Source organism: Streptomyces sp. NPDC052109 (genome assembly GCF_040680195.1).
Taxonomy (GTDB): Bacteria; Actinomycetota; Actinomycetes; order Streptomycetales; family Streptomycetaceae; genus Streptomyces.
Genome location: NZ_JBFAWF010000021.1, coordinates 1 through 23,972 on the forward strand (window position 1 = coordinate 1; position 23,972 = coordinate 23,972).

Below are 23,972 nucleotides of genomic sequence, written 5' to 3' on the forward strand. Positions count from 1 at the left end.
AGTCCCAGAACTCGAACATGTTGTCCGGGTCGATGCCGAACTCGGTGACCTTCTCCGCGTTCGTGGACAGCGCCACGAAGTGCTTGGCGACCGCCTTCTCGTCGCCGTCGAAGGCCTTGAGCAGCCAGGAACGCGCCGAGGTGGCGTTGGTGATCGTCTCGATCGTGGTGAACGTCTTGGACGCGACGATGAACAGGGTCTCCGCCGGGTCCAGGTCACGGGTGGCCTCGTGCAGGTCGGCGCCGTCCACGTTCGACACGAACCGGAACGTCAACTCCCGTGCGGTGTACGGGCGCAGCACCTCGTAGGCCATCGCGGGACCGAGGTCGGAGCCGCCGATGCCGATGTTGACGACGTTCCTGATCCGCTTGCCGGTGTGGCCGAGCCACTCGCCGGAGCGGACCTGATCGGCGAAGCGGGCCATCTTGTCCAGCACCGCGTGCACCTTCGGGACCACGTTCTCGCCGTCGACCTCGATCACCGCGTCCCGGGCGGCACGCAGCGCGGTGTGCAGCACGGCCCGCTTCTCGGTGACGTTGATCCTCTCGCCGCGGAACATGGCGTCGCGCAGCGCGAACACGCCGGTGGCGGTGGCGAGTTCCTGGAGCAGGGCCAGGGTCTCGTCGGTGATCAGGTGCTTGCTGTAGTCGATGTACAGGTCGCCGACCCGCACGACGTACCGCTCGGCGCGGCCGGGGTCCGCCGCGAACAGCTCGCGCAGATGCGGCCGCCCCTCGGCGCGGTGGTCCGCGAGGGCCGTCCACTCGGGCCGGTTGATGAGCTTCACAGACTCGGACTGAGCCATCTCAGGCGTTCTCCTTGGCGGCCTCGCCCTTCAGGGCGATGGCGTACATCTCGTCGGCGTCGAGGCGGCGCAGCTCCTCGGCGATGAGTTCGGAGGTGGAGCGGACCTTCAGCGCCAGGGTGCGCGGCGGCTGGCCCGGCAGGGTCAGGGTCGCGAGCGGGCCCTCGGGGCGGTCGATGACGATCTCGCCGTTCGCGGTGCCGAGGCGTACGGCCGTGACGACCGGACCCGCGGTGACCACGCGGTCCACGTTCACGTGCAGCCGCGCCTCCAGCCAGCGGGCCAGCAGCTCGGCGCTGGGGTTGTCCGCCTCGGCCTCGACGGCCGCCGAGGTCACCTTCACCCGGGCCTGGTCCAGGGCGGCGGCCAGCATGGACCGCCACAGCGTGAGGCGGGTCCAGGCGAGGTCGGTGTCGCCGGGAGCGTAGTTGCGGGCCCGGGTCTGCAGGACCTCCATCGGCTGCAGGGCCGCGTACAGGTCCGTGATGCGCCGCTGGGCCAGCGCGCCGAGCGGGTCCTTCGACGGGGCGTCGGGCGCCTCCACCGGCCACCACACGACGACGGGCGCGTCCGGCAGCAGCAGCGGCAGGACGACCGAGTTGGCGTGGTCGGACACCTCGCCGTAGGTGCGCAGCACGACCGTCTCGCCCGTGCCGGCCTCGGAGCCGACCCGGACCTCGGCGTCGAGCCGGGAGTGGGTGCGGTCGCGCAGGGTGCGGGCGTGCCGCTTGATGACGACCAGGGTCCGCGAGGGGTGCTCGTGCGAGGCCTCCTCGGCGGCCTTGATCGAGTCGTAGGCGTTCTCCTCGTCCGTGACGATGACCATCGTCAGGACCATGCCCACGGCCGGGGTGCCGATGGCGCGGCGGCCCTGAACCAGCGCCTTGTTGATCTTGCTTGCCGTGGTGTCGGTCAGGTCGATCTTCATGGCCTGCGCCAGCTCCGTCCGTCTCGTGCGAGCATCTCGTCCGCTTCACTCGGTCCCCAGCTGCCCGACGCGTACTGCGCCGGCCTGCCGTGCGCCGCCCAGTACCCCTCGATCGGGTCGAGGATCTTCCAGGACTCTTCCACTTCCTGGTGACGGGGGAACAAATTCGCGTCGCCGAGCAGCACGTCCAGGATGAGCCGCTCGTACGCCTCCGGGCTCGACTCGGTGAACGACTCGCCGTAGGCGAAGTCCATCGACACGTCCCGGATCTCCATCGAGGTGCCCGGCACCTTCGACCCGAACCGCACGGTCATGCCCTCGTCGGGCTGGACCCGGATCACGATCGCGTTCTGGCCGAGTTCCTCGGTCGCGGTGGAGTCGAAGGGGGAGTGCGGGGCCCGCTTGAAGACCACCGCGATCTCGGTGACCCGGCGGCCGAGCCGCTTGCCGGTGCGCAGGTAGAAGGGGACGCCCGCCCAGCGGCGGTTGTCGATGCCCAGCTTGACCGCGGCGAAGGTGTCGGTCTTCGACTTGGGGTCGATGCCGTCCTCCTGGAGGTAGCCGACGACCTTCTCGCCGCCCTGCCACGCCGCCGTGTACTGGCCGCGCACGGTGTGCGCACCGAGGTCCTCCGGCAGCCGCACCGACTTCAGCACCTTCAGCTTCTCGGTGAGCAGCGCCTCCGCGTCGAACGCGATCGGCTCCTCCATGGCGGTCAGCGCCATCAGCTGCAGCAGGTGGTTCTGGATGACGTCACGGGCGGCGCCGATGCCGTCGTAGTACCCGGCGCGGCCGCCGATGCCGATGTCCTCGGCCATCGTGATCTGTACGTGGTCGACGTAGGAGCGGTTCCAGATCGGCTCGTACATCTGGTTGGCGAAGCGCAGCGCCAGGATGTTCTGGACGGTCTCCTTGCCGAGGTAGTGGTCGATGCGGAACACCTGGTCCGGCTCGAACACCTCGTGCACGATCGCGTTCAGCTCGCGGGCGCTGGCCAGGTCGTGGCCGAACGGCTTCTCGATGACCGCGCGCCGCCAGGAGCCCTGCGGGGGACTCGCCAGGCCGTGCTTCTTCAGCTGCTGCACGACCTTCGGGAAGAACTTCGGCGGCACCGACAGGTAGAAGGCGAAGTTGCCGCCGGTGCCGCGGGAGGCGTCCAGCTCCTCGACGGCGTCCTTCAGCTGCTTGAACGCGGTGTCGTCGTCGAAGTCGCCGGGGATGAACCGCATGCCCTCGGCGAGCTGCTGCCACACCTCCTCACGGAACGGGGTGCGGGCGTGCTCACGCACGGAGTCGTGCACCACCTGCGCGAAGTCCTGGTCCTCCCACTCGCGGCGGGCGAACCCGACGAGGGAGAAGCCCGGCGGCAGCAGACCGCGGTTGGCGAGGTCGTAGACCGCCGGCATCAGCTTCTTGCGGGACAGGTCACCGGTCACACCGAAGATGACCAGCCCGGACGGGCCAGCGATCCGGGGGAGCCGGCGGTCGCGGGCGTCCCGCAGCGGGTTCTCCCAGTCGGCGGCCGGGGCCACCGGCACGGTCACCTCCGCCGGCGCCTGGGCGGCGGGTGTGTTCTCGGTCATCGGGCGTCAACTCCCTTGCTCGTCAGGGACTTCGCTACGGCGTCCAGCAGCTCCTGCCAGGCCGCCTCGAACTTGGCGACGCCCTCGTCCTCCAGTTGCTGGACGACCTCGTCGTAGGAGATGCCGAGCCGCTGGGCGGCGGCCAGGTCGGCGCGGGCCCGGTCGTAGCCGCCGGTCACGGTGTCGCCGGTGATCTCGCCGTGGTCGGCGACGGCGTTCAGGGTGGCCTCGGGCATCGTGTTGACGGTGCCCGGCGCGACGAGCTCGTCCACGTACAGGGTGTCCTTGTACGCGGGGTCCTTCACACCGGTGGACGCCCACAGCGGACGCTGCTTGTTCGCCTTGTCCCCGGCGAGCGCCAGCCAGCGGTCGGAGCCGAAGACGTCCTCGTACGCCTCGTAGGCGAGGCGGGCGTTGGCGAGGGCCGCGCGGCCCTTGAGGGCGAGGGCCTCGTCGGTGCCCAGCGCGGTCAGCCGCTTGTCGATCTCGGAGTCCACGCGGGAGACGAAGAAGGACGCCACCGAGTGGATGGTGGAGAGGTCGATGCCGCGCTCGCGGGCCTTCTCCAGGCCGGCCAGGTAGGCGGCCATGACCTCCCGGTAGCGCTCCAGGGAGAAGATCAGGGTCACGTTGACGCTGATGCCGAGACCGATGACCTCGGTGATCGCCGGCAGGCCCGCCTTCGTCGCCGGGATCTTGATCATCACATTGGGGCGGTCGACCAGCCAGGCGAGCTGCTTGGCCTCGGCGACGGTGGCCTCGGTGTGGTGGGCCAGGCGCGGGTCGACCTCGATGGAGACCCGTCCGTCCCGGCCGGCGGAGGCGTCGTACACGTCACGCAGGATGTCGGCGGCGTCCCGCACGTCGGCGGTGGTCATCATCCGTACGGCCTCGTCCACCGTCACGCCCCGTACGGCGAGGTCCGTGAGCTGCTCCTCGTAACCCTCGCCGGAGCCGATGGCGGCCTGGAAGATCGACGGGTTCGTGGTGACACCGACGGCGCTTCCGCTCGCCACCAGCTCGGCGAGGCTGCCCGAGGTGATCCGCTTGCGGGACAGGTCGTCCAGCCAGATCGACACGCCCTCGTCGGCGAGGCGCTTGAGGGCTCCCGGGGTGGCGATTGCTTCGGTCACAGTGATCATCTTTCTATCGGGAAGGTATCGCGTCGGTGTCAGGCGCGCGCGGCGGCGAGCGACTCGCGGGCCGCCGCGGCGACGTTCTCGGGGGTGAAGCCGAACTCGGCGAACAGGGTGGTGGCGTCCGCGGAGGCGCCGAAGTGCTCGAGGGAGACGATCCGGCCGGCGTCGCCCACGTACCGGTACCAGGTCAGACCGATCCCGGCCTCGACGGCCACCCGGGCCTTCACGGCCGGCGGCAGCACCCGCTCGCGGTACTCGCGGGGCTGCTCCTCGAACCACTCCACGGACGGCATCGACACCACGCGCGTGCCGATCCCCTCGGCCTCCAGCAGCTCCCGCGCGGCCACCGCCAGCTGTACCTCGGAGCCCGTCGCGATGACGATCACCTCCGGGACCTCGGTCGAGGACTCGCGCAGCACATAGCCGCCCTTGGCCGCGTCCTCGTTCGGCGCGTACACCGGCACGCCCTGGCGGGTGAGCGCGAGCCCGTGCGGGGCGGGGTTCACGGCGTGCCTCTTCAGGATCTCGGCCCAGGCGATCGCGGTCTCGTTGGCGTCGGCCGGGCGGACGACGTTCAGGCCGGGGATCGCGCGCAGCGAGGCCAGGTGCTCGACCGGCTGGTGGGTCGGGCCGTCCTCGCCGAGGCCGACGGAGTCGTGCGTCCACACGTACGTCACCGGCAGCTGCATCAGCGCCGACATGCGCACCGCGTTGCGCATGTAGTCGGAGAACACCAGGAAGGTGCCGCCGTAGACGCGCGTGTTGCCGTGCAGGGCGATGCCGTTCATCTCCGCGGCCATGGAGAACTCGCGGATGCCGAAGTGGACGGTGCGGCCGTACGGGTCGGCCTCGGGCAGCGGGTTGTCCTGGGGCAGGAAGGAGCTGCTCGCGTCGATGGTGGTGTTGTTCGAGCCGGCCAGGTCGGCGGAGCCGCCCCACAGCTCGGGGATCACCGGGCCGAGCGCCTGCAGCACCTTGCCGGAGGCGGCACGGGTGGCGACCGACCTGCCCTCCTCGAAGACGGGGACGCTCTGTTCCCAGCCCTCGGGCAGCTCGCCCTTGCTGATCCGGTCGAACAGCTCGGCGCGCTCCGGCTGGGCCGCGCGCCACTCGGCGATCCGCTTGTCCCAGGCCGCGTGTGCCTCGGCGCCCCGGTCCAGGGCCCGCCGGCTGTGCTCGAGCACGTCGTCCTCGACCTGGAACGTCCGCTCCGGGTCGAAGCCGAGGACGCGCTTGGTGGCGGCGATCTCCGTCTCGCCGAGCGCGGAGCCGTGGGAGGCCTCGGTGTTCCGGGCGTTCGGGGCGGGCCAGGCGATGATCGTGCGCATGGCGATGATCGAGGGCCGCCCGGTCTCGGCCTGCGCGGCCTTCAGCGCCGCGTACAGGGCCGGGACGTCGATGTCGCCGTCGGCCGTGGGCTCGATGCGCTGGGTGTGCCAGCCGTAGGCCTCGTACCGCTTCAGCACGTCCTCGGAGAAGGCGGTCGCGGTGTCACCCTCGATGGAGATGTGGTTGTCGTCGTAAAGGAAGACCAGGTTGCCGAGCTTCTGATGGCCGGCCAGCGAGGAGGCCTCGGCGGAGACGCCTTCCTCCAGATCGCCGTCGGAGACGATCGCCCAGACGGTGTGGTCGAACGGGGAGGTGCCCTCGGGAGCCTCCGGGTCGAACAGGCCGCGCTCGTAGCGGGCGGCCATCGCCATGCCCACCGCGTTGGCGACGCCCTGGCCGAGCGGACCGGTGGTGGTCTCGACGCCGGCGGTGTGGCCGTACTCGGGGTGGCCGGGGGTCTTGGAACCCTGGGTCCGGAACGCCTTCAGATCGTCCAGCTCGAGCTCGTACCCGGACAGGAACAGCTGCGTGTACAGGGTCAGCGAGGTGTGGCCGGGGGAGAGGACGAAGCGGTCGCGGCCGGCCCACTCCGGGTCGGCCGGATCATGCCGCATCACCTTCTGAAAGATCGTGTACGCGGCAGGTGCCAGGCTCATCGCCGTCCCGGGGTGGCCGTTGCCCACCTTCTGGACCGCGTCGGCCGCGAGCAGACGGGCGGTGTCCACGGCACGCCGGTCGAGGTGGGTCCACTCGAAGCCATCGGAAGTCTGCGTGGTCATCTTCAAGAAGTCCTCGTTCAGTGCGGGATTGCTGGCCTGACGCGTTCAAACTTAAAAGTCTGACTTTTTCCAAGGAAGGTCGGGGTGTGTCAGCCTGTGGTGAATCTGGGACAGCGATCATGCGACAGGGACGGCACGAAAAGGACATGGCTGACAGAGCACCCCAAGCCGACGGCGAGGGTACGGACCGCGAGCGGACCGCGGACGGCGACGGCATCAGAACCTTCCCCTTCCCGACCGAGCTGGCCGTCGGCGGCGTCGGTATGCAGGTCGGCCCCATGGGGGCCGATCACACCTGGCACGACGCCCCTCTGCACCGCGTCCACCGCATCGACTTCCACGTCGTCATGCTCGTCACCGGCGAGCCCGTGCGGCACATGATCGACTTCGCCGAGTACGAGGCCGGCCCCGGCGACCTGCTGTGGATCCGCCCCGGACAGGTCCACCGCTTCTCCCGCGAGGCCGTGTACCGCGGAACCGTGCTGACCATGCAGCCCGGCTTTCTGCCGCGTGCCACCGTCGAGGCCACGGGCCTGTACCGCTACGACCTCCCGCCCCTGCTGCACCCCGACCCGGTCCGGTTCGCCGCCCTCCAGGCCGCGCTCGACCAGCTGAGGCGCGAGTACGAGGACACCGCCACGCTCCCGCTCAGCCTGCACACCGCCGTCCTCAGGCACACCCTCACCGCGTTCCTGCTGCGCCTCGCCCACCTCGCGGCCAGCTCCGCGGAGGCCACGCGGCAGCGGACGGACAGCACCTTCACCCGCTTCCGGGACGCCGTCGAACACGGTTTCGCCACCAATCACAGCGTCAGCGCCTACGCCGACGCGCTCGGTTACTCGCGCCGCACCCTCGTACGCGCCGTCCGCGCCGCCACCGGCGAGACCCCCAAGGGCTTCATCGACAAACGCGTGATCCTGGAGGCCAAGCGCCTCCTCGCCCACACCGACCTGCCGATCGGCCGCGTCGGGGTGGCCGTCGGCTTCCCCGACGCGGCGAACTTCACCAAGTTCTTCCATCTGCACACCGGTCAGACACCGGCCGCCTTCCGGGCCGAACTGCGCTGAACGGCAGGGGCCGGCGAGTCACGGCATCCGGCGCATCAGCGTGTCCGCGCCCGGGTCAGCGCCGCCATCCGCTCCCGAAGTTCGGCCATCCTGCGCGCGCCCACCGGCAGCGCTCGGCGCAGGCCTCTGTGCAGGCGAACACCTCGTGCGGTCGCGGTCCAGGTGGCGCACGAAGGACCACACGCTCTCCACGGTGAACCCGTCGGCGAGCAGATCGCGTACGTTGCGGACCCGGGTGCCCGTTTCCGGGCCGTACAGCCGGTACCCGGCCGCGGTCCGTCTTCCCCGCGCCCCGGCCGCGCACCAGGTCCGCCTCCGCGCCCGGCGCGCTCTGCGGGCCGTCGACCACCGTTTCCTCGTACACGGTCGATCCGTCGCGCAGCTGTTCCCCGAACTCGGCCACCCCCTCGAGGTGGTCGTGGACCGTCAAACCGCGGAGGGTGCCGGAGCAGCGCACCGCGGACGGCGATGCGGCCGTGGACGCTCATCACCTCGACGGCGGCCCGCGGTTGCTCGCCGCCCCCACGGTCGGAGTACACGTCGATCCCGTCGGGCGCGGCCTGGCGCAACCGGTCGGCGACGGGCCCGTGCGGTGGATCGAAGGCCGCGTCGAAGCCGAGTCACCCGGTCACGTGGGCCGTCTTCGCCGCCGAGCCGGCGCTGCCGACGGCCCTCCCCGCGCCCTTCAGCCGGGCGATCTGCCCGCCGGCCCGCCGGTCGCCCCGGTCGGCCAGCCGGAGACGAACACCGCGTCGCCCGGCCGCAGTCGCGCCACCTCCATGAGCCTGACGTAGGTCACGAGATGGAAGCCGAGGCAGGGACGGGCGGGATACGGGTCCCGGTCCGCCCGGCGGAACGTCCCGGCCTCCGCGACCGCGTACTCCCGCCGGCCCAGCCGGCGGACCACCCGTTCACGGGGGGGGGAGCGGGCGGGATGCGCGGAGCGGATCACCTCTCCGGCCGCGTCCCCGTTCCGGCGACGCCAGGGGCTGACCCGTACGTGAAGGTCAACCCCGGCGCCGGTGATCAGTGGCCGAAGTCGAACCAGTTGACGTTCACGAAATCGGCCGGCTGACCGCTGGTGAAGGTCAGATACACGTCGTGCGTGCCGGTGACCGAGCCGATGTTGGAGGGGATCGTCCGCCAGGACTGCCAGCCCCCGGTGTTGCCGACGGCGAAGCTGCCGACGGGCGTGCTGCTACGGCTGTCCAGCCGCACCTCGACCAGTCCGCTGACGCCGTCGGCCGCGCCGCTCGCCACCCGCGCGTAGAACTGGGTGGCCGCCGTGGAGCCGAAGTTCACGCCCTTGTACAGCGCCCAGTCGCCGTTCGCGATCCAGCCGATGTCCTGGCCGCCGCCGGTGTCCGTGGTGGTCTCGGTGCTGATGCCGGACTGGCTGTCGTAGGACTCGGCCTGGACGGCGCTGTAGGCGTCGCGGTTGCCGGTCGGCGGGGGAGTGGTGCCGCCGCCGCTGCCCGAGGACTGCAGGACCTGCACGTAGTCGACGACCATCGGGTGGCCGGGCTCCGTGGCGCTGGTCGGGCCGCCGCCGAACGCCGCGGGGAAGCCGCCGCCCATCGCCACGTTGAGAATGACGAAGAAGCCGTGGTTCGTGGCGTTGGCCCAGGTCGTGGCGTCCATCTGGTTCGCCGTGACGGTCTGGTAGTTGACGCCGTCGACGTAGAACCGGATCGCCTCCGGGGTCACCGAGCGGTCCCACTCCATGGTGTAGGTGTGGAAGCCCGACTGGCAGGCGGTGCCCGGGCACGCCGTCGAGTTGCCGAGGCCCGTGGTCTCGTTGCAGGGGCCGCCCGGGTTGGTGCCGCAGTGCATGGTGGCCCACGTCTTGTTCAGGCCCTGGACGTTCTCCATGACGTCCAGCTCGCCGACGCTCGGCCAGTTCTGGTAGTTGCCGCGATAGGGCGCGCCCAGCATCCAGAACGCGGGCCAGTAGCCGGCGGCCGCGTTCCCGGTCACGTTGGGCATCTGGATACGGGCCTCCACGCGCAGCTTGCCGCCGGCCGGGGGCTGGAAGTCGGTGCGGGTGGTCTCGATCCGCCCGGAGGTCCAGTTGCCGGAGGCGTCCCGGCGGGGCGTGATGAGCAGATCGCCGTTGCCGTCGAGCGCGACGTTGCTGGTGCCGGAGGTCATCGTCTCGACCTCTCCGGTCCCCCAGTTCGCGGCTCCGCCCGGGTAGGAAGTCCCGGTGTCGTACTGCCAGTTGGAGGTGTTGACGCCGGAGCCGGCCGCGCCGTTGAAGTCGTCCAGGAAGACCTGGGACCAGCCCGAGGGAGGGGTGGGGGCGGTGGCGTTCGCGGGTGCGGTGGCGGCCGTGGCGACGGCCGCGGCCAGGCCGAGCGTGGCGACGACGGCGACGAGCGCGCGCCGCAGGGGGCGGGGTCTGGGTATGCCGGAGGAATCGCTCATGGGGGGCCTCTCGGGTGCGAGGAGTGTGCGGGGAGTCTCGAAGAGCGCCTCCAGACGGTTCTGAGAGCGCTCTCAGAGTGTCGCCAATGTGCTCCCCGCCCCAACGGCCGTCAAGGCTTGAAACAAAGAAAGTCCTGCCTCCGTACGGGAGTTCACGGGGTGAAGCCTCCCGTACCGCCTCAGACCGCGCTGCCCGCCTTCCAGTCGGCCCACGACAGGTTCCAGCCGTTGAGCCCGTTGGCCGGGTCGACGGTCCTCTCACCGGAGTTCCTGACGATCACCACGTCACCGAGCATCGAGCTCTCGTAGAACCGGTAACCGGCCACCGAGGTGTCGCCCGCGCCCTTGGCGTCGTGCAGGCCGACACAGCCGTGGCTGGTGTTCTGGTGCCCGAACACCCCAGGGGACGCCCAGTAGTTGCCGTGCATGAAGGTGCCGGAGGTGGTCAGCCGCTGGGCGTGCGGCACGTCCGGGATGTCGTACTCGTCGCCCAGGCCGACCGTGGAGGACTCCATCCGGGTCTGCTTGAACCGCTCGCTGATCACCATGATCCCGGACCAGGTCGTGTGCGCGGAGTCGCCGCCGGTGACGGGATAGGTGGCGACGGTCCTGCCGGAGCGGCGGACCGTCATCGTCTTCGTGGCGAGGTCGACCGTGCTGATCTGCTCGCGGCCGATGTGGAAGGTGACGTCCTTGTGCTGGATGCCGTAGACACCGTCCGCGCCCTCGACGTCCCTGAGGCGCAGGCCGAGCGTGATCTTCGTGCCCGGGGCCCAGTACGTCTCCGGGCGGAAATCCAGCCGGGTGTCGCTGAACCAGTGTCCGACCACCTCCACGGCCGGCTCCGCCGTCACCGTGATCGCCTTCTGCACCGAGGACCGGTCGGTGACGGCATGCGAGAAGTTGACCGACACAGGCATGCCGACACCGGACGTGGAGCCGGCCTCCGGGGTGAAGTAGCCGACGAAGGTGGCGCCGGGCGCCTTGGTGGTGAACGACGTCTCGTGGACGTCCGAGGCGCCCTTCGCCCTGGCGGTGACCGTGTACTTCGTACCGGAGTACGGGTTGCGGGAGGAGGTCCACCTCGTGCGGGCCGCGTTGAACGTGCCCGCGAGCGTCGACCCGTCGTTGCCCGTGACCTGCACCGACTCGAGCGCGCCGGCGCTGACGGTGACCTCGACGGGGCTGGTGAAACCGGCCTTCCTCGTGCCGTCCGCGGGCGTCACGGCGATGGTCGCCTGCTGCGCCGTGGCCGACCCCGCGGACGCCGTCGACCCCTTGCCGCCGGCGGTGGACGCGTCCGCCGAGGAACTGCACCCCGCCAGGGCCGCGGCGGCGGGCGCCGCGCCGAGCGCGGCGAGCAGACCGCGCCGGGACCACCTGCCCGGCTGCCGTCCGGACCGGTTCGATATGTGCGCCACTTCCACGACACGCCTTCCTGGGTCATCCGTCGCTGCCCCGGCATCGTGCGCCGGTTTTCTGGGCCGATCCTTTGAATCCGGAGGGCGCTGCCTGAGATTCCGGTGAGGACGCCCGAAACCGCCGTCCACCGGCCGCGCGCCCGTCGCCCCGTCGCGGCGCGGCACGGCGTCCGTACGAGTACGTGCTGATCGGTGGTAACCGGTACCGCACCATGGAGGGGATCACCGTCCGCGCCGGGCTCATCCGGGAGGCGCGGGGTCACCTCGGTTGAAAGACGTGAAACCGGTCCCGTCCTCCGGGGCCGGGCACCGCCGGATCAGCGCTCGCGCCGCTCGGGCCGCCAGCCCAGTGCCCGGGAGACCCCGCGGGCCGCCAGCCGCACCGCCGGGGCCAGCGCCGGCACCTGGGCGCCCGCCCGGGGCACCACCACCGACACCGCCGCGACCACGTCCCCGCCCGGCCCGCGCACCGGCGCCGCCACCGACAGCGCGTCCTCCGTCACCTGACGTTCGCTCACCGCCACGCCCGAGCGCCGTACCTCGGCGAGCATGCGGCGCAGCCGCGCCGGATCGTTGATCGTGTACGGGGTGAAGGCGGCCAGCGGCCCGGCGCAGTACTCGTCCTGCGCGCCCGGGTCGCCGTGTGCGAGGAGGACGAGCCCGACCCCGGTCGCGTGCAACGGCCAGCGGCCGCCGACCCGGATGTGCACGCCCACCGCCGAACGGCCCGACAGCCACTCGATGTAGACGACCTCCGTCCCGTCCCGCACCGCCAACTGCACGTTCTCGTGCGTCGCTTCGTACAGGTCCTCCAGGTACGGCAGCGCCAGCTGTCTGAGGCCGAGACCGCGCGGGGCGAGCGCGGCCACCTCCCACAGCCGCAGCCCCACGTGGTACATCCCGGACCTGTCCCGTTCCAGCGCGCCCCACGTCGTCAGGGTGCCCGCCAGGCGGTGCGCGGTGGTCAGGCTGAGCCCGGCCCGGCGGCTGATGTCCGTCAGGCACAGGGCGGGGTGCTCGTGGTCGAACGCGGCGAGCACCGCCAGCAGCCGGTCGGCCGCCGACCGTTCGCTCACGGACACCCCACCCTGTCGTCGTTCGCCTGGGCGGGATCGTAACCGACTCCCCGTGAGCTGCCCGTCCCGGGCGCGCCCCCGGAGGCGACGACCCGGTGCTCGACCGGGCTCCAGGTCACGTCGACGAAGACGGGGCCGGACTGGAGCCAGGTGTCGGCCCACCGGATGGCCGTCACCCGGCTCGTGGGGGATCGGGCCGTACGGGCCGACGGCCGCCGCGCGACACGTCCGCCGTGTGGACGACCCGGGTGTCGGGGGCCTTGAAGGTGTGCTGGTCGGTCGCCGGGCCGCGTACCCGCCCCCGGATCACGTCCACGTGCGCCGGCCGGGACGGGATTTCCCTGCGGGTCGGGGCGAAGCGGTCGTCACCGTCATGCGAGCAGATGTCCCTGGTCGAGCCGGACAGGCCGCGCGCGCAGGGCCGCCGTCACCGCGCGATGCCCGTACCTGGTGACCCGGCGTGGGTGCGGCTGAACCGGCCCGGCAGAAGTCGATGCCGCGCTGCGGGGTGTCGGTGCCCACGGGGTCGGCCGGGTCGGCCCAGGCGGGCAGGCGGTGCTCGGTCGTGGTGGCCCTCGGCGGGGTCAGTGGGTCATGAAGGCGGTGACGGGCAGCGCCCGCTCGACGATGCGGATGTCGCCGAGCCGTCCGTGCAGGATCTGGTCGATCTGCCCGCCGTACTGATAGCCGCCGATCAGCCACGGCCGGCCGGCCGACGCGACACCGGTCGCGGTGGCGTGCGGATTGCGGACCACCGGGCAGCCCTCGACGTACATGGTGGTGTGCCGTCCGTCGTTCACCACGGCGACGTGCCACCAGGTCTCCCGCGCGGTCTCGTCGCCCCAGTTGGTGAGGAGGGCCTGCTGGTTCAGCGGGCGGGCCGCCCACTGCAGACCCGGACCGTCGGTGATCGACAGGGTGGCCGGCGGTTCGTCCGGATCGTCCGTGGGCTGGCCGACGTCGCCGTTGCGGCCGGCCCGGCCGATCAGCCCCGACCAGGCGTGGTGGGAGGCGTCCCAGTCGGCAGGCAGCCAGTAGTAGGCCTCGATGGTGTAACCGTTGTCGAATGTGGCCGAGTTGAGCGGAGCCGAGTCGACGGTGCGCAGATACGCGCCCTTCAGCGGCGACTTGTAACCTTGCAACTCCAGGCTCCCGTGGCCGGGTTGGTCGGGATGGTGGTCCGCCGACCAGCCGAGCGAGCCGCCTGCCACCGAGACCGTCGTGAGGTCGTTTCCGCGGCCGGACAGATCGCGGACGGAGCCGGAGACGGGCGAGTCGAAGCGCCAGTACGCGACGGTGCCGGGGATGAGCATCTTCGACGCCGGCCGCGCCGGGCGGGCCGGCACCGGGTCGAAGCCGGAGAAACGGGCGGCGAAGTCGATCTCGACCGAGAAACGGTCCGCCTCACCGCTGAGCTCGATCTCCTGCCGCTCCAGCTCGTTGAGCCCCTTCCCGGCCCGGCCGAGGATCCACGGCGACACCGTTTCCACGTCGATGACGTTCCGGTCCAGGTCGAAGTGGTACAGACGGATCATCGCCGCGCCGCCGAAGTAGCGGTTCTGGTAGTTGGTCAGATGCAGATGGACCTCATGGCCGGCGGCGTTCTTGCGGGTCGCCCGTCCGGCGGGCCAGAAGTGGCCGTTGAGGGTGAGGAAGATCTGGTCGTGGTCCTCTACGAGCTGGTCCCACAGCTGCTGCCCGTACGAGGACAACTGCTCGTCCCCCGCCACCAGTTCGTGCGTGGTGAGAACGACCGGCGTCTTCGGATGCCGGGCGAGCACGTCCTTCGCCCAGGCGTACCCGTTCGCCGACAGCCGCCAGTCCAGCGCGAGCACCATCCACTCGCGACCGGCCGCCCTGAACAGGTGGTACGTGTTGTAGCCGTCCGAAGAGGCGCCCCCGAACGTCGGCTTGTCCCCGAAACGCTGGGGCCCGAAGGTGTCCAGGTACGGAGTCGGCCCGCGCCGGTCGTCCGTGGACGACCTGATGTCGTGGTTGCCCGCGAGCACGCTGTACCCGACACCGCGCCGGTCCAGGATTCCGAACGCCTCGCCGATCGCCGCGAACTCGTCCTCGGCACCGTTCTGGGTGAGGTCGCCGAGGTGGGTCAGGAAGACGATGTTGTCGTCCTCGCCGTGCTCCAGGAGATAACGCAACGAGGCCTCGAGCGGCGCCGGGTAGATGCTGGGCCCGTCGAACAGGTACTGGGTGTCGGGCATCACCGCCAGTGTGAACCGGCGGCTGTCCGCATCCGGCCGCCGGCCGCTCCTCCCGCCCGCCTCCGCGAGGGACGGCAGCGCGACACTGGCCGTCGCGGCGGCGCCCAGCAGTGCGGTGGCCCTGAGAAAACCGCGTCTTCCGGCACCGGCCTGTGCGGCCTCGCCCTGGTTGTGGTCATGCGACGTACACACGTGTGCTCCGTGAGGTGAGGTGAGGTGACGGGGAAAGGGGCAGGGGGGAGGCGAGAAGAGGGAAAGCCGTGGGCTGGGGAGGGAGTCTGGGGGGACTGGGGCGGCTACAGGAGGCGCAGGGACCGGCTGCGACGCTGCGCGCCCGGCGGGACGTTGTCCTCGGGAACGGTGGTGCCGTTCCCGCGTGAGGCCCGGCCCGGCGCGTCACTGGGCGCCCACCCCAGGGCGAGCGCGCGCGCCGCCGTCGGCACCGGGTGCACCGGCAGCCCGTCGTCGTCCATCTCCACCGGCGCCGGCACCGCCGCGGCCGGGGCGGCCGCCCACAGCCGGACGCGCGGCGCGCACACCTCCGTGCCGTGCGGCGCCGGCGGCTCGTCCTCGGCCGTCACCACCCGCAGCGCCAGCCAGGCCTCACCGCCGTCCCGCGGCAGCGTGAAGGGCAGCGGTACGGCCGCGGTCTCGCCCGGCCGGAGATCGGGCAGCGCGGCCGGCGCGGTCAGGGTACGGCCGTCGGCCAGCGTCAGCTCCCAGGTCGCCGCGAGGCCGGCCAGGCCCGGGAAGCGCCGGGTGTTGGCGACGACGATCCCCTCGTGCCGGTGGCACCGGATACGGACCGGAGCCGCGGTCTCCCGTCGCTCGTACAGGGCTCGCCTCGCCGTGCCGACGGGGAGGACCACCTCGTCCGCGGCGGCGGGGCCGTCGTGCACCGCCTCGCCGGCGTCACCGCCGCAGGCCCGGCGGCAGCCGGATGCGGTGACACCGTTGTCGTACTGCGCGGCTTCCGCGCGCCCGGCCCGTCCTCCGTCGCTCACGCGCAGCAGGATTCCGCGACCTCAGAACTCCCGGATGAAGCCCCCCTGAAGGCCCGGCGTGGACTCGGTGGCCGCCCAGTGGTCCGCGCCCCCGTCCCCGTGACCGGGCGGGCACGCGGCGCGGTCGGAGTGACCCCCGGACCAGCGGCCCACGGCGGGCGCCCGAACGAGGTGGTCCGGCAGCGCCTTCGCCGCCACCCTCCGGGCACAGGAGGCAGCAGCGCGTCGTGCGGAGTCCGGCCGAGCTCGTGGCGTCGACATCGGCCCGCCCTGTCCACGTCCGCCGCTCGGACTCCTCGAACGCCATCAGCACCTGTCCCCTCCCTCCCCTTCCGGGAAGAACCACTGTCGATCACCCGGATCCGGCTCACCATGAACGCGACGCACCGGTTGAGTGCAACGCGTACACCTCATCCCCGACACGGACACCGGACCAGGCGAGCGTTCCCACGCTGCAGCGCCGCGAGTGCTGCGGCACCCCTCCTACGAGGTGGCGGGATCCGGCGTTTCCGGGGCACGGCGACTGGTCGATGCCCGGCGCCGGCGGCTGCGGCGCCGCAGCGGTGCACGTGGACGCGACGCCCGTACGTTTCGACGTGCCGATCCCCGGAGACGTTCTGGCGGGGCTTACGTGGCGCAACCGCCGGGGCCGGACGCGTGGCCTGAAGTACGTGGTGGATGGCCGTCCTGAGCGCTCGGTCAGCCTCCAGGGGTTCTACCGGTTGACCTCGGAGTCGGCCGACGAGCCGGCGAAGCTCATCGGCCATGCCGCCTGACGTGAAACCGCGCCGTAGCCGCAGACGCCGGTGGACCGCGAAGCAGAAGGCGCGAACGGTGCGCTCGGCGTCCCTTCTGCGCTTGCCGGGACGGTCCCGGTCCACCGCCCGTACCGCCCCCGCTGCATGGTCTGCCGCGAGGCGTCGAAGACCAGGGGGAGCCGCGGCCACGCCCAGCCCGAGGGGCGACGATGGCGATCGCTGCGAGAATCACACGCGTCACTGCGCCCGACCGCTGTCGTGAAGCAGACGTATCCGTGGGTTTCCGGCCACCGGCAGCGAACCGGAACACGCAGACCGCGGACCGCCGGCGTCTGCACGGCGTCGGCGGCATCCGGCCCGGGCGGATGATGGGGGGATCATGGTGGAGGTGGTCGTGCTGGGAGACCGTGGAAGGGTGCAGACGTGAAGCTGACGATTCTGGGCGGCGGCGGATTCCGGGTACCTCTCGTCCACGGTGCGCTGCTGACCGACCACGCTGAAGGGCGGGTCACCGAGGTCGTCCTGCACGACCTGGACGACCGTCGGCTGTACGCCGTACGCCGTGTGCTGGCCGAACAGGCCGCCGGTGTCCCGGACGCGCCCCGGGTGACCGTCACCACCGATCTCGACGAGGCGCTCTCCGGCGCCCACTTCGTCTTCTCCGCGATCCGTGTGGGCGGCCTGGAGGGCCGGGCGAACGACGAGCGCGTGGCGCTCGCCGAGGGCGTGCTCGGCCAGGAGACCGTCGGCGCGGGCGGCATCGCCTACGGCCTGCGAACCGTCCCCGTCGCCGTCGACATCGCAAGGAGGATCGCCGGCCTCGCCCCGGACGCCTGGGTCATCAACTTCACCAACCCGGCCGGCCTGGTCACCGAGGCCATGTCCCGGTACCTCGGCGACCGCGTCATCGGCATTTGTGACTCACCCGTCGGGCTCGGCCGTCGCATCGCCCGCGTCCTAGGCGCCGACCCGCAGGAGGCCTTCATCGACTACGTCGGCCTCAACCACCTCGGCTGGGTGCGCGGCGTGCGGGTCGCCGGGCGCGACGAACTCCCGCGGCTGCTCGCCGACCCCGCCCTGCTCGGCTCCTTCGAGGAGGGGAGACTGTTCGGCGTCGACTGGCTGCAGTCGCTCGGCGTGATCCCCAACGAGTACCTGCACTACTACTACTTCAACCGGGAAGCCGTACGCGCCTACCAGGAGGCCGAGCAGACCCGGGGTGCCTTCCTGCGCGACCAGCAGGCCCGGTTCTACGCGGAGGCCCTGCGCGCGGACCGGTCCGCCCTGGACGTGTGGGACCGCACCCGTGCCGAGCGCGAGGCCACCTACATGGCCGAGAACCGGGAGAGCGCCGGCGCGGGCGAGCGCGAGGCCGAGGACCTGTCCGGCGGGTACGAGAAGGTCGCGCTCGCCCTGATGCGCGCCATCGCCCGCGACGAGCGGACCACGCTGATCCTCAACGTGCGCAACGGGAAGACGCTCACGGCGCTGGACGGTGACGCGGTGATCGAGGTCCCCTGCACGGTCGACGCGGGCGGCGCCCACCCGCTCGCCGCCGGCCCGCTGCCCGCTCACGCCACCGGGCTGGTCTGCTCGGTCAAGGCCGTCGAGCGGGAGGTGCTCGCCGCCGCCGAGAGCGGCTCCCGGCAGACGGCCGTGAAAGCCTTTGCGCTGCACCCGCTGGTCGACTCGGTCAGTGTGGCCCGCAGGCTGGTCGAGGGGTACACCGACGTCCACCCCGGCCTGGCATACCTCAAGTAGCCGTCTCCCCAGGGCGGTGGGCCGCTTCCTGGCTCGGTGACCGTTTCCTCGAGCGGTAGCGAGAGGTGTCACGCGCGCGACCCGCGCATGCCGCGACCGGAAGGGGAGTCGGGCGTCGAGCCCGGCATCCGCGCCGCCCACGAGATGCCCCTGCGCATGCTCTCCGTGCAGGCTGCACCTGGAAACCACCCGCAGGGGGAGGACGTCGTCGCCGACGAGACCCCGCCGGGCACGCTCATCCGGTCGCGTCGTATCCAGCCCGCCCGGCAGGCGGACGTGGTGACCGGTCCGCCCCGGGCCGGTCGGTCGCCCCCCGTGACCGCGACCGACCGACCCGTCCCCCCGGCGGATCCCCCGTTGGCGCTCCCCCGTTGTTCCCCCGTGTTTCTTTCGTTCCCGTCATGAAGAGCGCCCGGGCCGCGTTCTGATACACCCCCGCGGAAAAAAGGTCCCCCCGGCCCTGGGACCGGGGGGACGTCGCCGGATGCGCTCAGCCGTTGAACCCGGCCGTGATCGAGGTGAACTGCCAGTTGTTCTGGTTGATACCGGAGCAGTTGCTCACCACGCCGCCGCCCGCGCACGGCCGGTCACGGTTGACCGACCAGAAGGCGAGCCGCGCGATGTGGTGGGAGTTCGCCCAGTCGCGGATCTGGGTCCAGATCGCCGGAGTGGTCGTCTCCTGCTGGTCGGACAGACCGTTCATGCCCGAGATGCCGATGTGGGCGTAAGCGGTCGCGTCGTCCCAGCCGAAGGTCGACTTCAGCTTGTTCTTCAGGCCCTCGGCGGCGTTCACGGTGTTGCCGTACATGTCCGAGCCGCCGCCGAAGTCGAACGGCATGATGGTGAACACGTCTATGTTCGCGCCGAGCGACTGCGCCTGCTCGATCAGCCGGTTGCCGTAGTACGTCGGTCCGGTGGTCGAGGTGCCGAAGGTGACGATGGTCTTCAGGCCGGGGTTGTTCGCCTTGACCGTCTTGAGCGCGGTGAGGATCTTCGCCTGGACGGCCTCGTTCTCGAACTCGTCCGTGTTCTCGATGTCCATGTCCACGGCCTTCAGGCCGTAGGCGTCGATCACCTTCTGGATGGCCCCGGCGAGCGCGCTCGAGGAGGAGCAGTTGGCTCCGAGCTTGCTGCCCTGCCAGCCGCCGAACGAGGGGACGATGTCACCGCCGGCGGACCGGATCGCGTTGATCGCGCTCTGGTCGGCGCCGCCGGTGAGCGGCCGGCTGCCGTCCCAGGCCGGTGTGCAGCCGCCGGAGTCCAGCACGAACGCCATCGTGAACCATTTGATTCCGGTCGCGCTCATCACCGTCGTCGGGCTCGGTGGATCGCCCCAGCCCTCGTACAGATACGGTGCGGCCTGCTTGAAACCGGTGCCGCCGCCGCTTCCCGCGTCCGTGGTCACGGAAACGGCGTTGGAGGCACCCGAGACGTTCCCGGCGGCGTCGTGCGCCTTCACGGTGAAGGTGTACGACGTGCTGGGCGACAGTCCGCTGACGGTTGCGGAGGTGCCGGAGACGGTCAGCACCTGGTTGGAGCCGCTGTAGATGTCGTAACCGGTCACGCCCACGTTGTCCGTGGCTGCGTTCCAGGACAGGGACACACTCGACGACGTCCTGCCGGTCGAGGTCAGCCCCGTCGGCGCGGTCGGCGCCTGCGTGTCCCCGCCGCCTCCGCCGCCGCCCGGGCCGTCCAGGCTGATGTCGTCTGCCCAGTAGGTGCCCTGGGCGTACCAGCCGTGGACGTAGACGGTGGCGCTGGTCTGCGAGGCGCCGGTGGTGAAGGAGACGCTCAACTGGCTGTACGCCGACGGCGACGTCGTCCACGTCGAGGCGCCGCCGTTCACGCCCAGGTACACGTAACTGCCGCGTACCCAGCCGCTGAGGCTGTACGTCGTGTTCGGCTGGACGGCGACCGTCTGGCTGCACTGCGCGTTGTCGCTGGACGTCACCGCGCCCTGCAGCGCCTTGGCGCCGCCGTGCACGGGGGAGGAGACGACCGAGCCGAGACCGCCGGTGCAGGTCCAGGGAGAGAGGCCGCCGGACTCGAAGCCGGGGTTGGAGAGGATGTTGGCTGCCTGAGCGGTGCCCGGAAGGGCGAGGACCCCGCCGACCGCGAGGGCGGCGGAGCCGAGGAGAGCGAGAAGCCGACGTCTGGGACGTCCGAATACGTTGGGCACACGATCTCCCTGTGGGGATGGGGTGTTCGGGAGTGCACGGCTGTGCAAAGGTGCGCCACAGAATTTGGTATGGACCAATCGGACTGTCAAGGGTCGGCGTACGACAGGGCCTAGAGCGGTAGTGCCTCCACCGCCGAAGCCGCCTGCACGGGTACCGCCGGAAGGGCGATCTCCGCCTCCCGCTGCCGGGGAAGCGGCGTGGGCAGCAGCGACCGCGGGCCCGAGACCACCGTGTAGTCCTGCCCCAGGAACGGCGGCTCGATCACTCCCGGATCCTCGCCCAGCGCCAACCGCACCGCCGCCCAAGGGGCGTTCACCCCGCACAGGGAAAGCTGGTGCAGGCCCCCCGCGGGCCGCGTGTTGACGTCGAGCAGCACCGGCCGGTCGCCGAACATGCGGAACTGGATGTTGGACAGATGGTGCAGCCCGAAGCCTTCCGCGATCAGCCGGGCCGGTTCCAGCCACCGTTCGTGCAGGGTGAAGCCCCGCCGGCGGCCGTTCTTGGTGCGGCCGACCGCGAGCCGCACCCGGTTGTCCGGCCCGGTCAGGCAGTCGACAGACACCTCGGGCTGCTCCAGCCGCGGCATCACCAGCCAGTCCACCGGCTCCCCGGCCCGTCGCAGCGCCTCGACGACCGGATCGAGCTGGACGTACGGGCTCGGGAACCCGCCGAGGGCGGACAGCGAGAACGGCGCGCGCGTGATCACCCGGAAGCCGACCCCGCCGGCCCCGGCGGCCGGCTTGAAGCACGCCCTGTGCCCGGCCGCCTCCAACTTCTCGACGGCCGCGAGGAGTTCGTCGGCCGTACGCACCCGCCACCACGGCGGCACCGGGACGCCCACCGAACGCACCGCCTCGTACGCGGTCGCCTTGTCCTCGAACACGGCCACCGCCTCGGGCGTCGGCGCGAGCAGCGCCGTACCGGCCGCCGCGAACTCCGCGCGGTGCGCCACGATCGCCGCCTGGTGCAGTCGCGGCACGAACACGTCGATGCCGCGCCGGACGCACTGGTCGAGGGCGTACTCGGCGTACGCGGCCGGGGACAGGCCCTCCGGCTCCAGGTCGGCGGTGTCGGCGGCGGCCAGCACGGGGGAGTCGGGGTCCCCGTGCGTGGCATGGATCTCCACCGCGCGGTCGCTGGGATTTCTGCGCAGCTGATCCATGAAGAACACGTTCTCCGCGTACGTGCGGTTGAGCCAGACGCGTACGCGAGAGGGCATGCAGGCCGCCTTTCAGGGTTTTCGGGCAGGGCTCGGCGGCCCGTGCCCGGGCAGGAGGGAGGAAGGAACGCCAAACAACCCCTGTCGAAGGGAGGTTGGGGTGCTGGTGTCGGGGCGATCATACGGCTTTCAAGAGCCTGCGCGTGCAACGTGCGTGTTACGGATTTCCCGGCCCTGTCCAGGCGGCTCGCCGGGGCCCCGCCAACCGGAACCGGCCCCCTCGCGACCCCCGCGCGACAGGCGGCCGGGGGGCCACTTGTCCGCTGTCCGGGAATGTGTTCTTGTGGTCCCGGCAGAGGATGATCGGAAGGGGTGCGGGGTGGAGTCTGCGGCCGAGGCCGGACAGCTGCTGGCCATCAGCGACCTGCACATCACCTACCCGGAGAACCGCGCCCTGGTCGAGGACATGCGGCCCACGAGCGACGAGGACTGGCTGATCGTGGCCGGTGACATCGCGGAGACGGTGGCCGACATCCGCTGGACCCTCGAAAAGCTGGCGGGCCGGTTCCGCAAGGTGCTGTGGGCCCCCGGCAACCACGAGCTGTGGACCCACCCGACGGATCCCGTCACCCTGCGCGGCGTCGCCCGCTACGACCACCTGGTCGAGCTGTGCCGCGAGCTGGGCGTCGTCACGCCCGAGGATCCCTACCCGGTGTGGCGCGGCCCCGGCGGCCCGGTCGCCGTCGCTCCGCTGTTCCTGCTGTACGACTACTCCTTCCTGCCGGCCGGCTGCGCCACCAAGGCCGAGGGCCTGGCCTACGCGCACAGCACCGGTGTGGTCTGCAACGACGAGTACCTGCTGCACCCGGACCCCTATCCGACCCGTGACGCCTGGTGCCGGGCGCGGGTCGCCGAGACCGAGCGCAGGCTCGCCGCGCTGCCCGCGGACCTGCCGGTCGTGCCGGTCAACCACTATCCGCTGCACCGGCATCCCACCGAGGTCCTGTGGTATCCCGAGTTCGCGATGTGGTGCGGCACCACGCTGACCGCGGACTGGCACCGCCGGTTCCGCGTCGCCACCATGGTCTACGGCCATCTGCACATCCCCCGCACCACCTGGCACGACGGTGTCCGCTTCGAAGAGGTCTCGGTGGGCTATCCCCGAGAATGGCGCAAGCGCCCGGAACCGCCGGGAAGGCTGCGCCGCATCCTGCCGACGGAGGTGGAAGACGGTGATCGAGGAGCTGCTCCCGGAGTCGGTCGTGGCCGTGGAGGCACACGGTGACGACCCGCTGTGGGACGCCCCGCTCTACCCCGGGGAGGCAGCGCTCGTCGAGCGTGCGGTGGCCAAGCGCCGCCGCGAGTTCACCGCCGTACGCGGCTGTGCCCGGCGTGCCATGGAGAAGCTCGGCGTGCCGCCGCAGGCCGTCCTCAGCGGCGAGCGGGGCGCACCGCGCTGGCCGGACGGCCTGATCGGCAGCATGACCCACTGCGACGGCTACGGTGCCGCCGCTCTGGCCCGCGCGGACGATCTGGCCTCCCTGGGCATCGACGCCGAACCGCACGGGCCGCTCCCGGACGGCGTCGGTCCCTCGGTCTTCCTGCCCGTCGAGACCGAGCGGCTCGCTCTGCTCGCCGGGCAGCGGCCCGCCGTGCACTGGGACCGGATCCTGTTCAGCGCCAAGGAGTCCGTCTACAAGGCGTGGTTCCCGCTGACCCGCACCTGGCTGGACTTCTCCGAGGCCGACATCATCCTGCACTCGAGCCCGGGCGACGCCTCGCACGGCACCCTGCGCGCCGAACTCCTCGTCCCCGGGCCCCGGGTCGGCGACCACCGGCTCCAGGTCTTCGACGGCCGGTGGGTCGTACGCGACGGGCTGGTCGCCACCTCCGTCGTCGTCCCGCACTCCTGACCCGCCGCCGCGTGCGGCGCCCGGGCCGGTCAGGCCGGCGGGCACCAGTCCCGCAGCAGCCGGAAGAAGTGCTCCTCGTTGCCCGCGAGACCCGCGCGTGCCAGGGCCTGCTCCGCCTCGGCCAGCACGGCGGGCGGGACCACGGCGGGCCGGCCGCCGCCGTCCGGTGGTCCGTCGAAGGCGGCGCGCACCGTATGCAGCAGCCGCAGGTAGGCCTGTACGGCGGTGCGCTCACGGTCGGTCAGTACTGCGGTGGGCATCGGTCGGCTCTCCCCGAGTAGGCGTCACGGTCGCGCGCTCTGCGCGCACACCTTCAGCTTGCCGCCCACCACTGACAACGCCGTGCGGCTCCGCTCCGGTTCGCCCGCTCAGCCGAGGCGGGATCTCGCTCCGTGCTCCTGGCAACGCCCAGGGAGGCGCGGGG

General features: G+C 71.5%; 17 protein-coding genes and 2 pseudogenes. 5 read left to right on the forward strand and 14 right to left on the reverse strand.

Annotated features, from left to right (window positions below):
* The 5 genes and pseudogenes from AB0L59_RS32100 to tkt all read right to left on the reverse strand — a co-directional run.
* Positions 1 to 805: pseudogene (locus tag AB0L59_RS32100) on the reverse strand (glucose-6-phosphate isomerase); the annotation flags it as partial.
* 1 nt (position 806) lies between these two features.
* Positions 807 to 1,733 carry a glucose-6-phosphate dehydrogenase assembly protein OpcA gene (gene opcA, locus AB0L59_RS32105; protein ID WP_365590153.1) on the reverse strand — a complete coding sequence of 309 codons (927 nt, stop codon included), beginning with the start codon at positions 1,731 to 1,733 and terminating at the stop codon, positions 807 to 809.
* Entirely contained in the window at positions 1,730 to 3,316 is a 1,587-nt protein-coding gene (gene zwf / locus AB0L59_RS32110; RefSeq protein ID WP_365590154.1) for a glucose-6-phosphate dehydrogenase, read from the reverse strand. The genes opcA and zwf overlap by 4 nt, the downstream gene beginning before the upstream one ends.
* The gene (tal, locus tag AB0L59_RS32115; RefSeq protein WP_365590155.1) at positions 3,313 to 4,458 is read right to left on the reverse strand and encodes a transaldolase; all 1,146 of its coding nucleotides are present in this window, start codon (positions 4,456 to 4,458) and stop codon (positions 3,313 to 3,315) included. The genes zwf and tal overlap by 4 nt, the downstream gene beginning before the upstream one ends.
* 29 nt (positions 4,459 to 4,487) lie before the next feature.
* The gene (tkt, locus tag AB0L59_RS32120; protein WP_365590156.1) at positions 4,488 to 6,563 is read right to left on the reverse strand and encodes a transketolase; all 2,076 of its coding nucleotides are present in this window, start codon (positions 6,561 to 6,563) and stop codon (positions 4,488 to 4,490) included.
* A gap of 146 nt (positions 6,564 to 6,709) precedes the next feature.
* Between tkt and AB0L59_RS32125 the strand changes: the two genes are divergently transcribed.
* Positions 6,710 to 7,630 carry an AraC family transcriptional regulator gene (locus AB0L59_RS32125; RefSeq protein ID WP_365590157.1) on the forward strand — a complete coding sequence of 307 codons (921 nt, stop codon included), beginning with the start codon at positions 6,710 to 6,712 and terminating at the stop codon, positions 7,628 to 7,630.
* Between the two features lie 685 nt (positions 7,631 to 8,315).
* Here AB0L59_RS32125 and AB0L59_RS32130 read toward each other — a convergent pair.
* From AB0L59_RS32130 to AB0L59_RS32155, 6 genes and pseudogenes are all read right to left on the reverse strand, one after another.
* On the reverse strand, positions 8,316 to 8,537 hold the full coding sequence (locus AB0L59_RS32130; RefSeq protein ID WP_365590158.1) for a hypothetical protein: 222 nt from the start codon (positions 8,535 to 8,537) through the stop codon (positions 8,316 to 8,318).
* Positions 8,538 to 8,656: 119 nt separating this feature from the next.
* On the reverse strand, positions 8,657 to 10,057 hold the full coding sequence (locus AB0L59_RS32135; protein WP_365590159.1) for a glycoside hydrolase family 16 protein: 1,401 nt from the start codon (positions 10,055 to 10,057) through the stop codon (positions 8,657 to 8,659).
* 179 nt (positions 10,058 to 10,236) lie between these two features.
* Positions 10,237 to 11,484, reverse strand: coding sequence for an Ig-like domain-containing protein (locus tag AB0L59_RS32140; protein ID WP_365590160.1), 1,248 nt, complete (start codon positions 11,482 to 11,484; stop codon positions 10,237 to 10,239).
* 311 nt (positions 11,485 to 11,795) lie between these two features.
* Positions 11,796 to 12,554, reverse strand: a complete 759-nt coding sequence (locus tag AB0L59_RS32145; protein WP_365590161.1) for an IclR family transcriptional regulator — start codon at positions 12,552 to 12,554, stop codon at positions 11,796 to 11,798.
* Positions 12,555 to 13,138: 584 nt separating this feature from the next.
* Positions 13,139 to 14,965: a LamG-like jellyroll fold domain-containing protein gene (locus AB0L59_RS32150; RefSeq protein ID WP_365590162.1), complete on the reverse strand. Its 1,827-nt coding sequence runs from the start codon at positions 14,963 to 14,965 to the stop codon at positions 13,139 to 13,141.
* A 203-nt stretch (positions 14,966 to 15,168) separates the two neighbouring features.
* Positions 15,169 to 15,864, reverse strand: a pseudogene (locus tag AB0L59_RS32155) (beta-galactosidase domain 4-containing protein); the annotation flags it as partial.
* A 482-nt stretch (positions 15,865 to 16,346) separates the two neighbouring features.
* Here AB0L59_RS32155 and AB0L59_RS32160 point away from each other — a divergent pair.
* Both AB0L59_RS32160 and AB0L59_RS32165 read left to right on the forward strand, forming a co-directional pair.
* Complete coding sequence (locus tag AB0L59_RS32160; protein WP_365590163.1) at positions 16,347 to 16,553, forward strand: hypothetical protein; 207 nt, start codon at positions 16,347 to 16,349, stop codon at positions 16,551 to 16,553.
* A gap of 405 nt (positions 16,554 to 16,958) precedes the next feature.
* Positions 16,959 to 18,296: a 6-phospho-beta-glucosidase gene (locus tag AB0L59_RS32165; protein ID WP_365590164.1), complete on the forward strand. Its 1,338-nt coding sequence runs from the start codon at positions 16,959 to 16,961 to the stop codon at positions 18,294 to 18,296.
* Positions 18,297 to 18,786: 490 nt separating this feature from the next.
* Here AB0L59_RS32165 and AB0L59_RS32170 read toward each other — a convergent pair whose 3' ends face one another.
* Together AB0L59_RS32170 and AB0L59_RS32175 are read right to left on the reverse strand one after the other, a co-directional pair.
* On the reverse strand, positions 18,787 to 20,475 hold the full coding sequence (locus AB0L59_RS32170) for a carbohydrate binding domain-containing protein (RefSeq protein WP_365590165.1): 1,689 nt from the start codon (positions 20,473 to 20,475) through the stop codon (positions 18,787 to 18,789).
* A 110-nt stretch (positions 20,476 to 20,585) separates the two neighbouring features.
* Complete coding sequence (locus AB0L59_RS32175; RefSeq protein WP_365590166.1) at positions 20,586 to 21,695, reverse strand: ATP-grasp domain-containing protein; 1,110 nt, start codon at positions 21,693 to 21,695, stop codon at positions 20,586 to 20,588.
* Between the two features lie 319 nt (positions 21,696 to 22,014).
* On the opposite strand from AB0L59_RS32175, the gene AB0L59_RS32180 reads away from it, so the two are divergent.
* Both AB0L59_RS32180 and AB0L59_RS32185 read left to right on the forward strand, forming a co-directional pair.
* A complete protein-coding gene (locus tag AB0L59_RS32180) occupies positions 22,015 to 22,920 on the forward strand; it encodes a metallophosphoesterase (RefSeq protein ID WP_365590167.1) in 906 nt (301 codons plus the stop codon).
* The gene (locus tag AB0L59_RS32185) at positions 22,868 to 23,548 is read left to right on the forward strand and encodes a 4'-phosphopantetheinyl transferase superfamily protein (RefSeq protein WP_365590168.1); all 681 of its coding nucleotides are present in this window, start codon (positions 22,868 to 22,870) and stop codon (positions 23,546 to 23,548) included. The genes AB0L59_RS32180 and AB0L59_RS32185 overlap by 53 nt, the downstream gene beginning before the upstream one ends.
* Before the next feature lie 29 nt (positions 23,549 to 23,577).
* On the opposite strand, the gene AB0L59_RS32190 is transcribed toward AB0L59_RS32185, so the two are convergent.
* Positions 23,578 to 23,808 (reverse strand): hypothetical protein, encoded by a 231-nt coding sequence (locus AB0L59_RS32190; RefSeq protein ID WP_365590169.1) that lies wholly within the window; start codon positions 23,806 to 23,808, stop codon positions 23,578 to 23,580.
* Between the last annotated feature and the right edge of the window lie 164 nt (positions 23,809 to 23,972).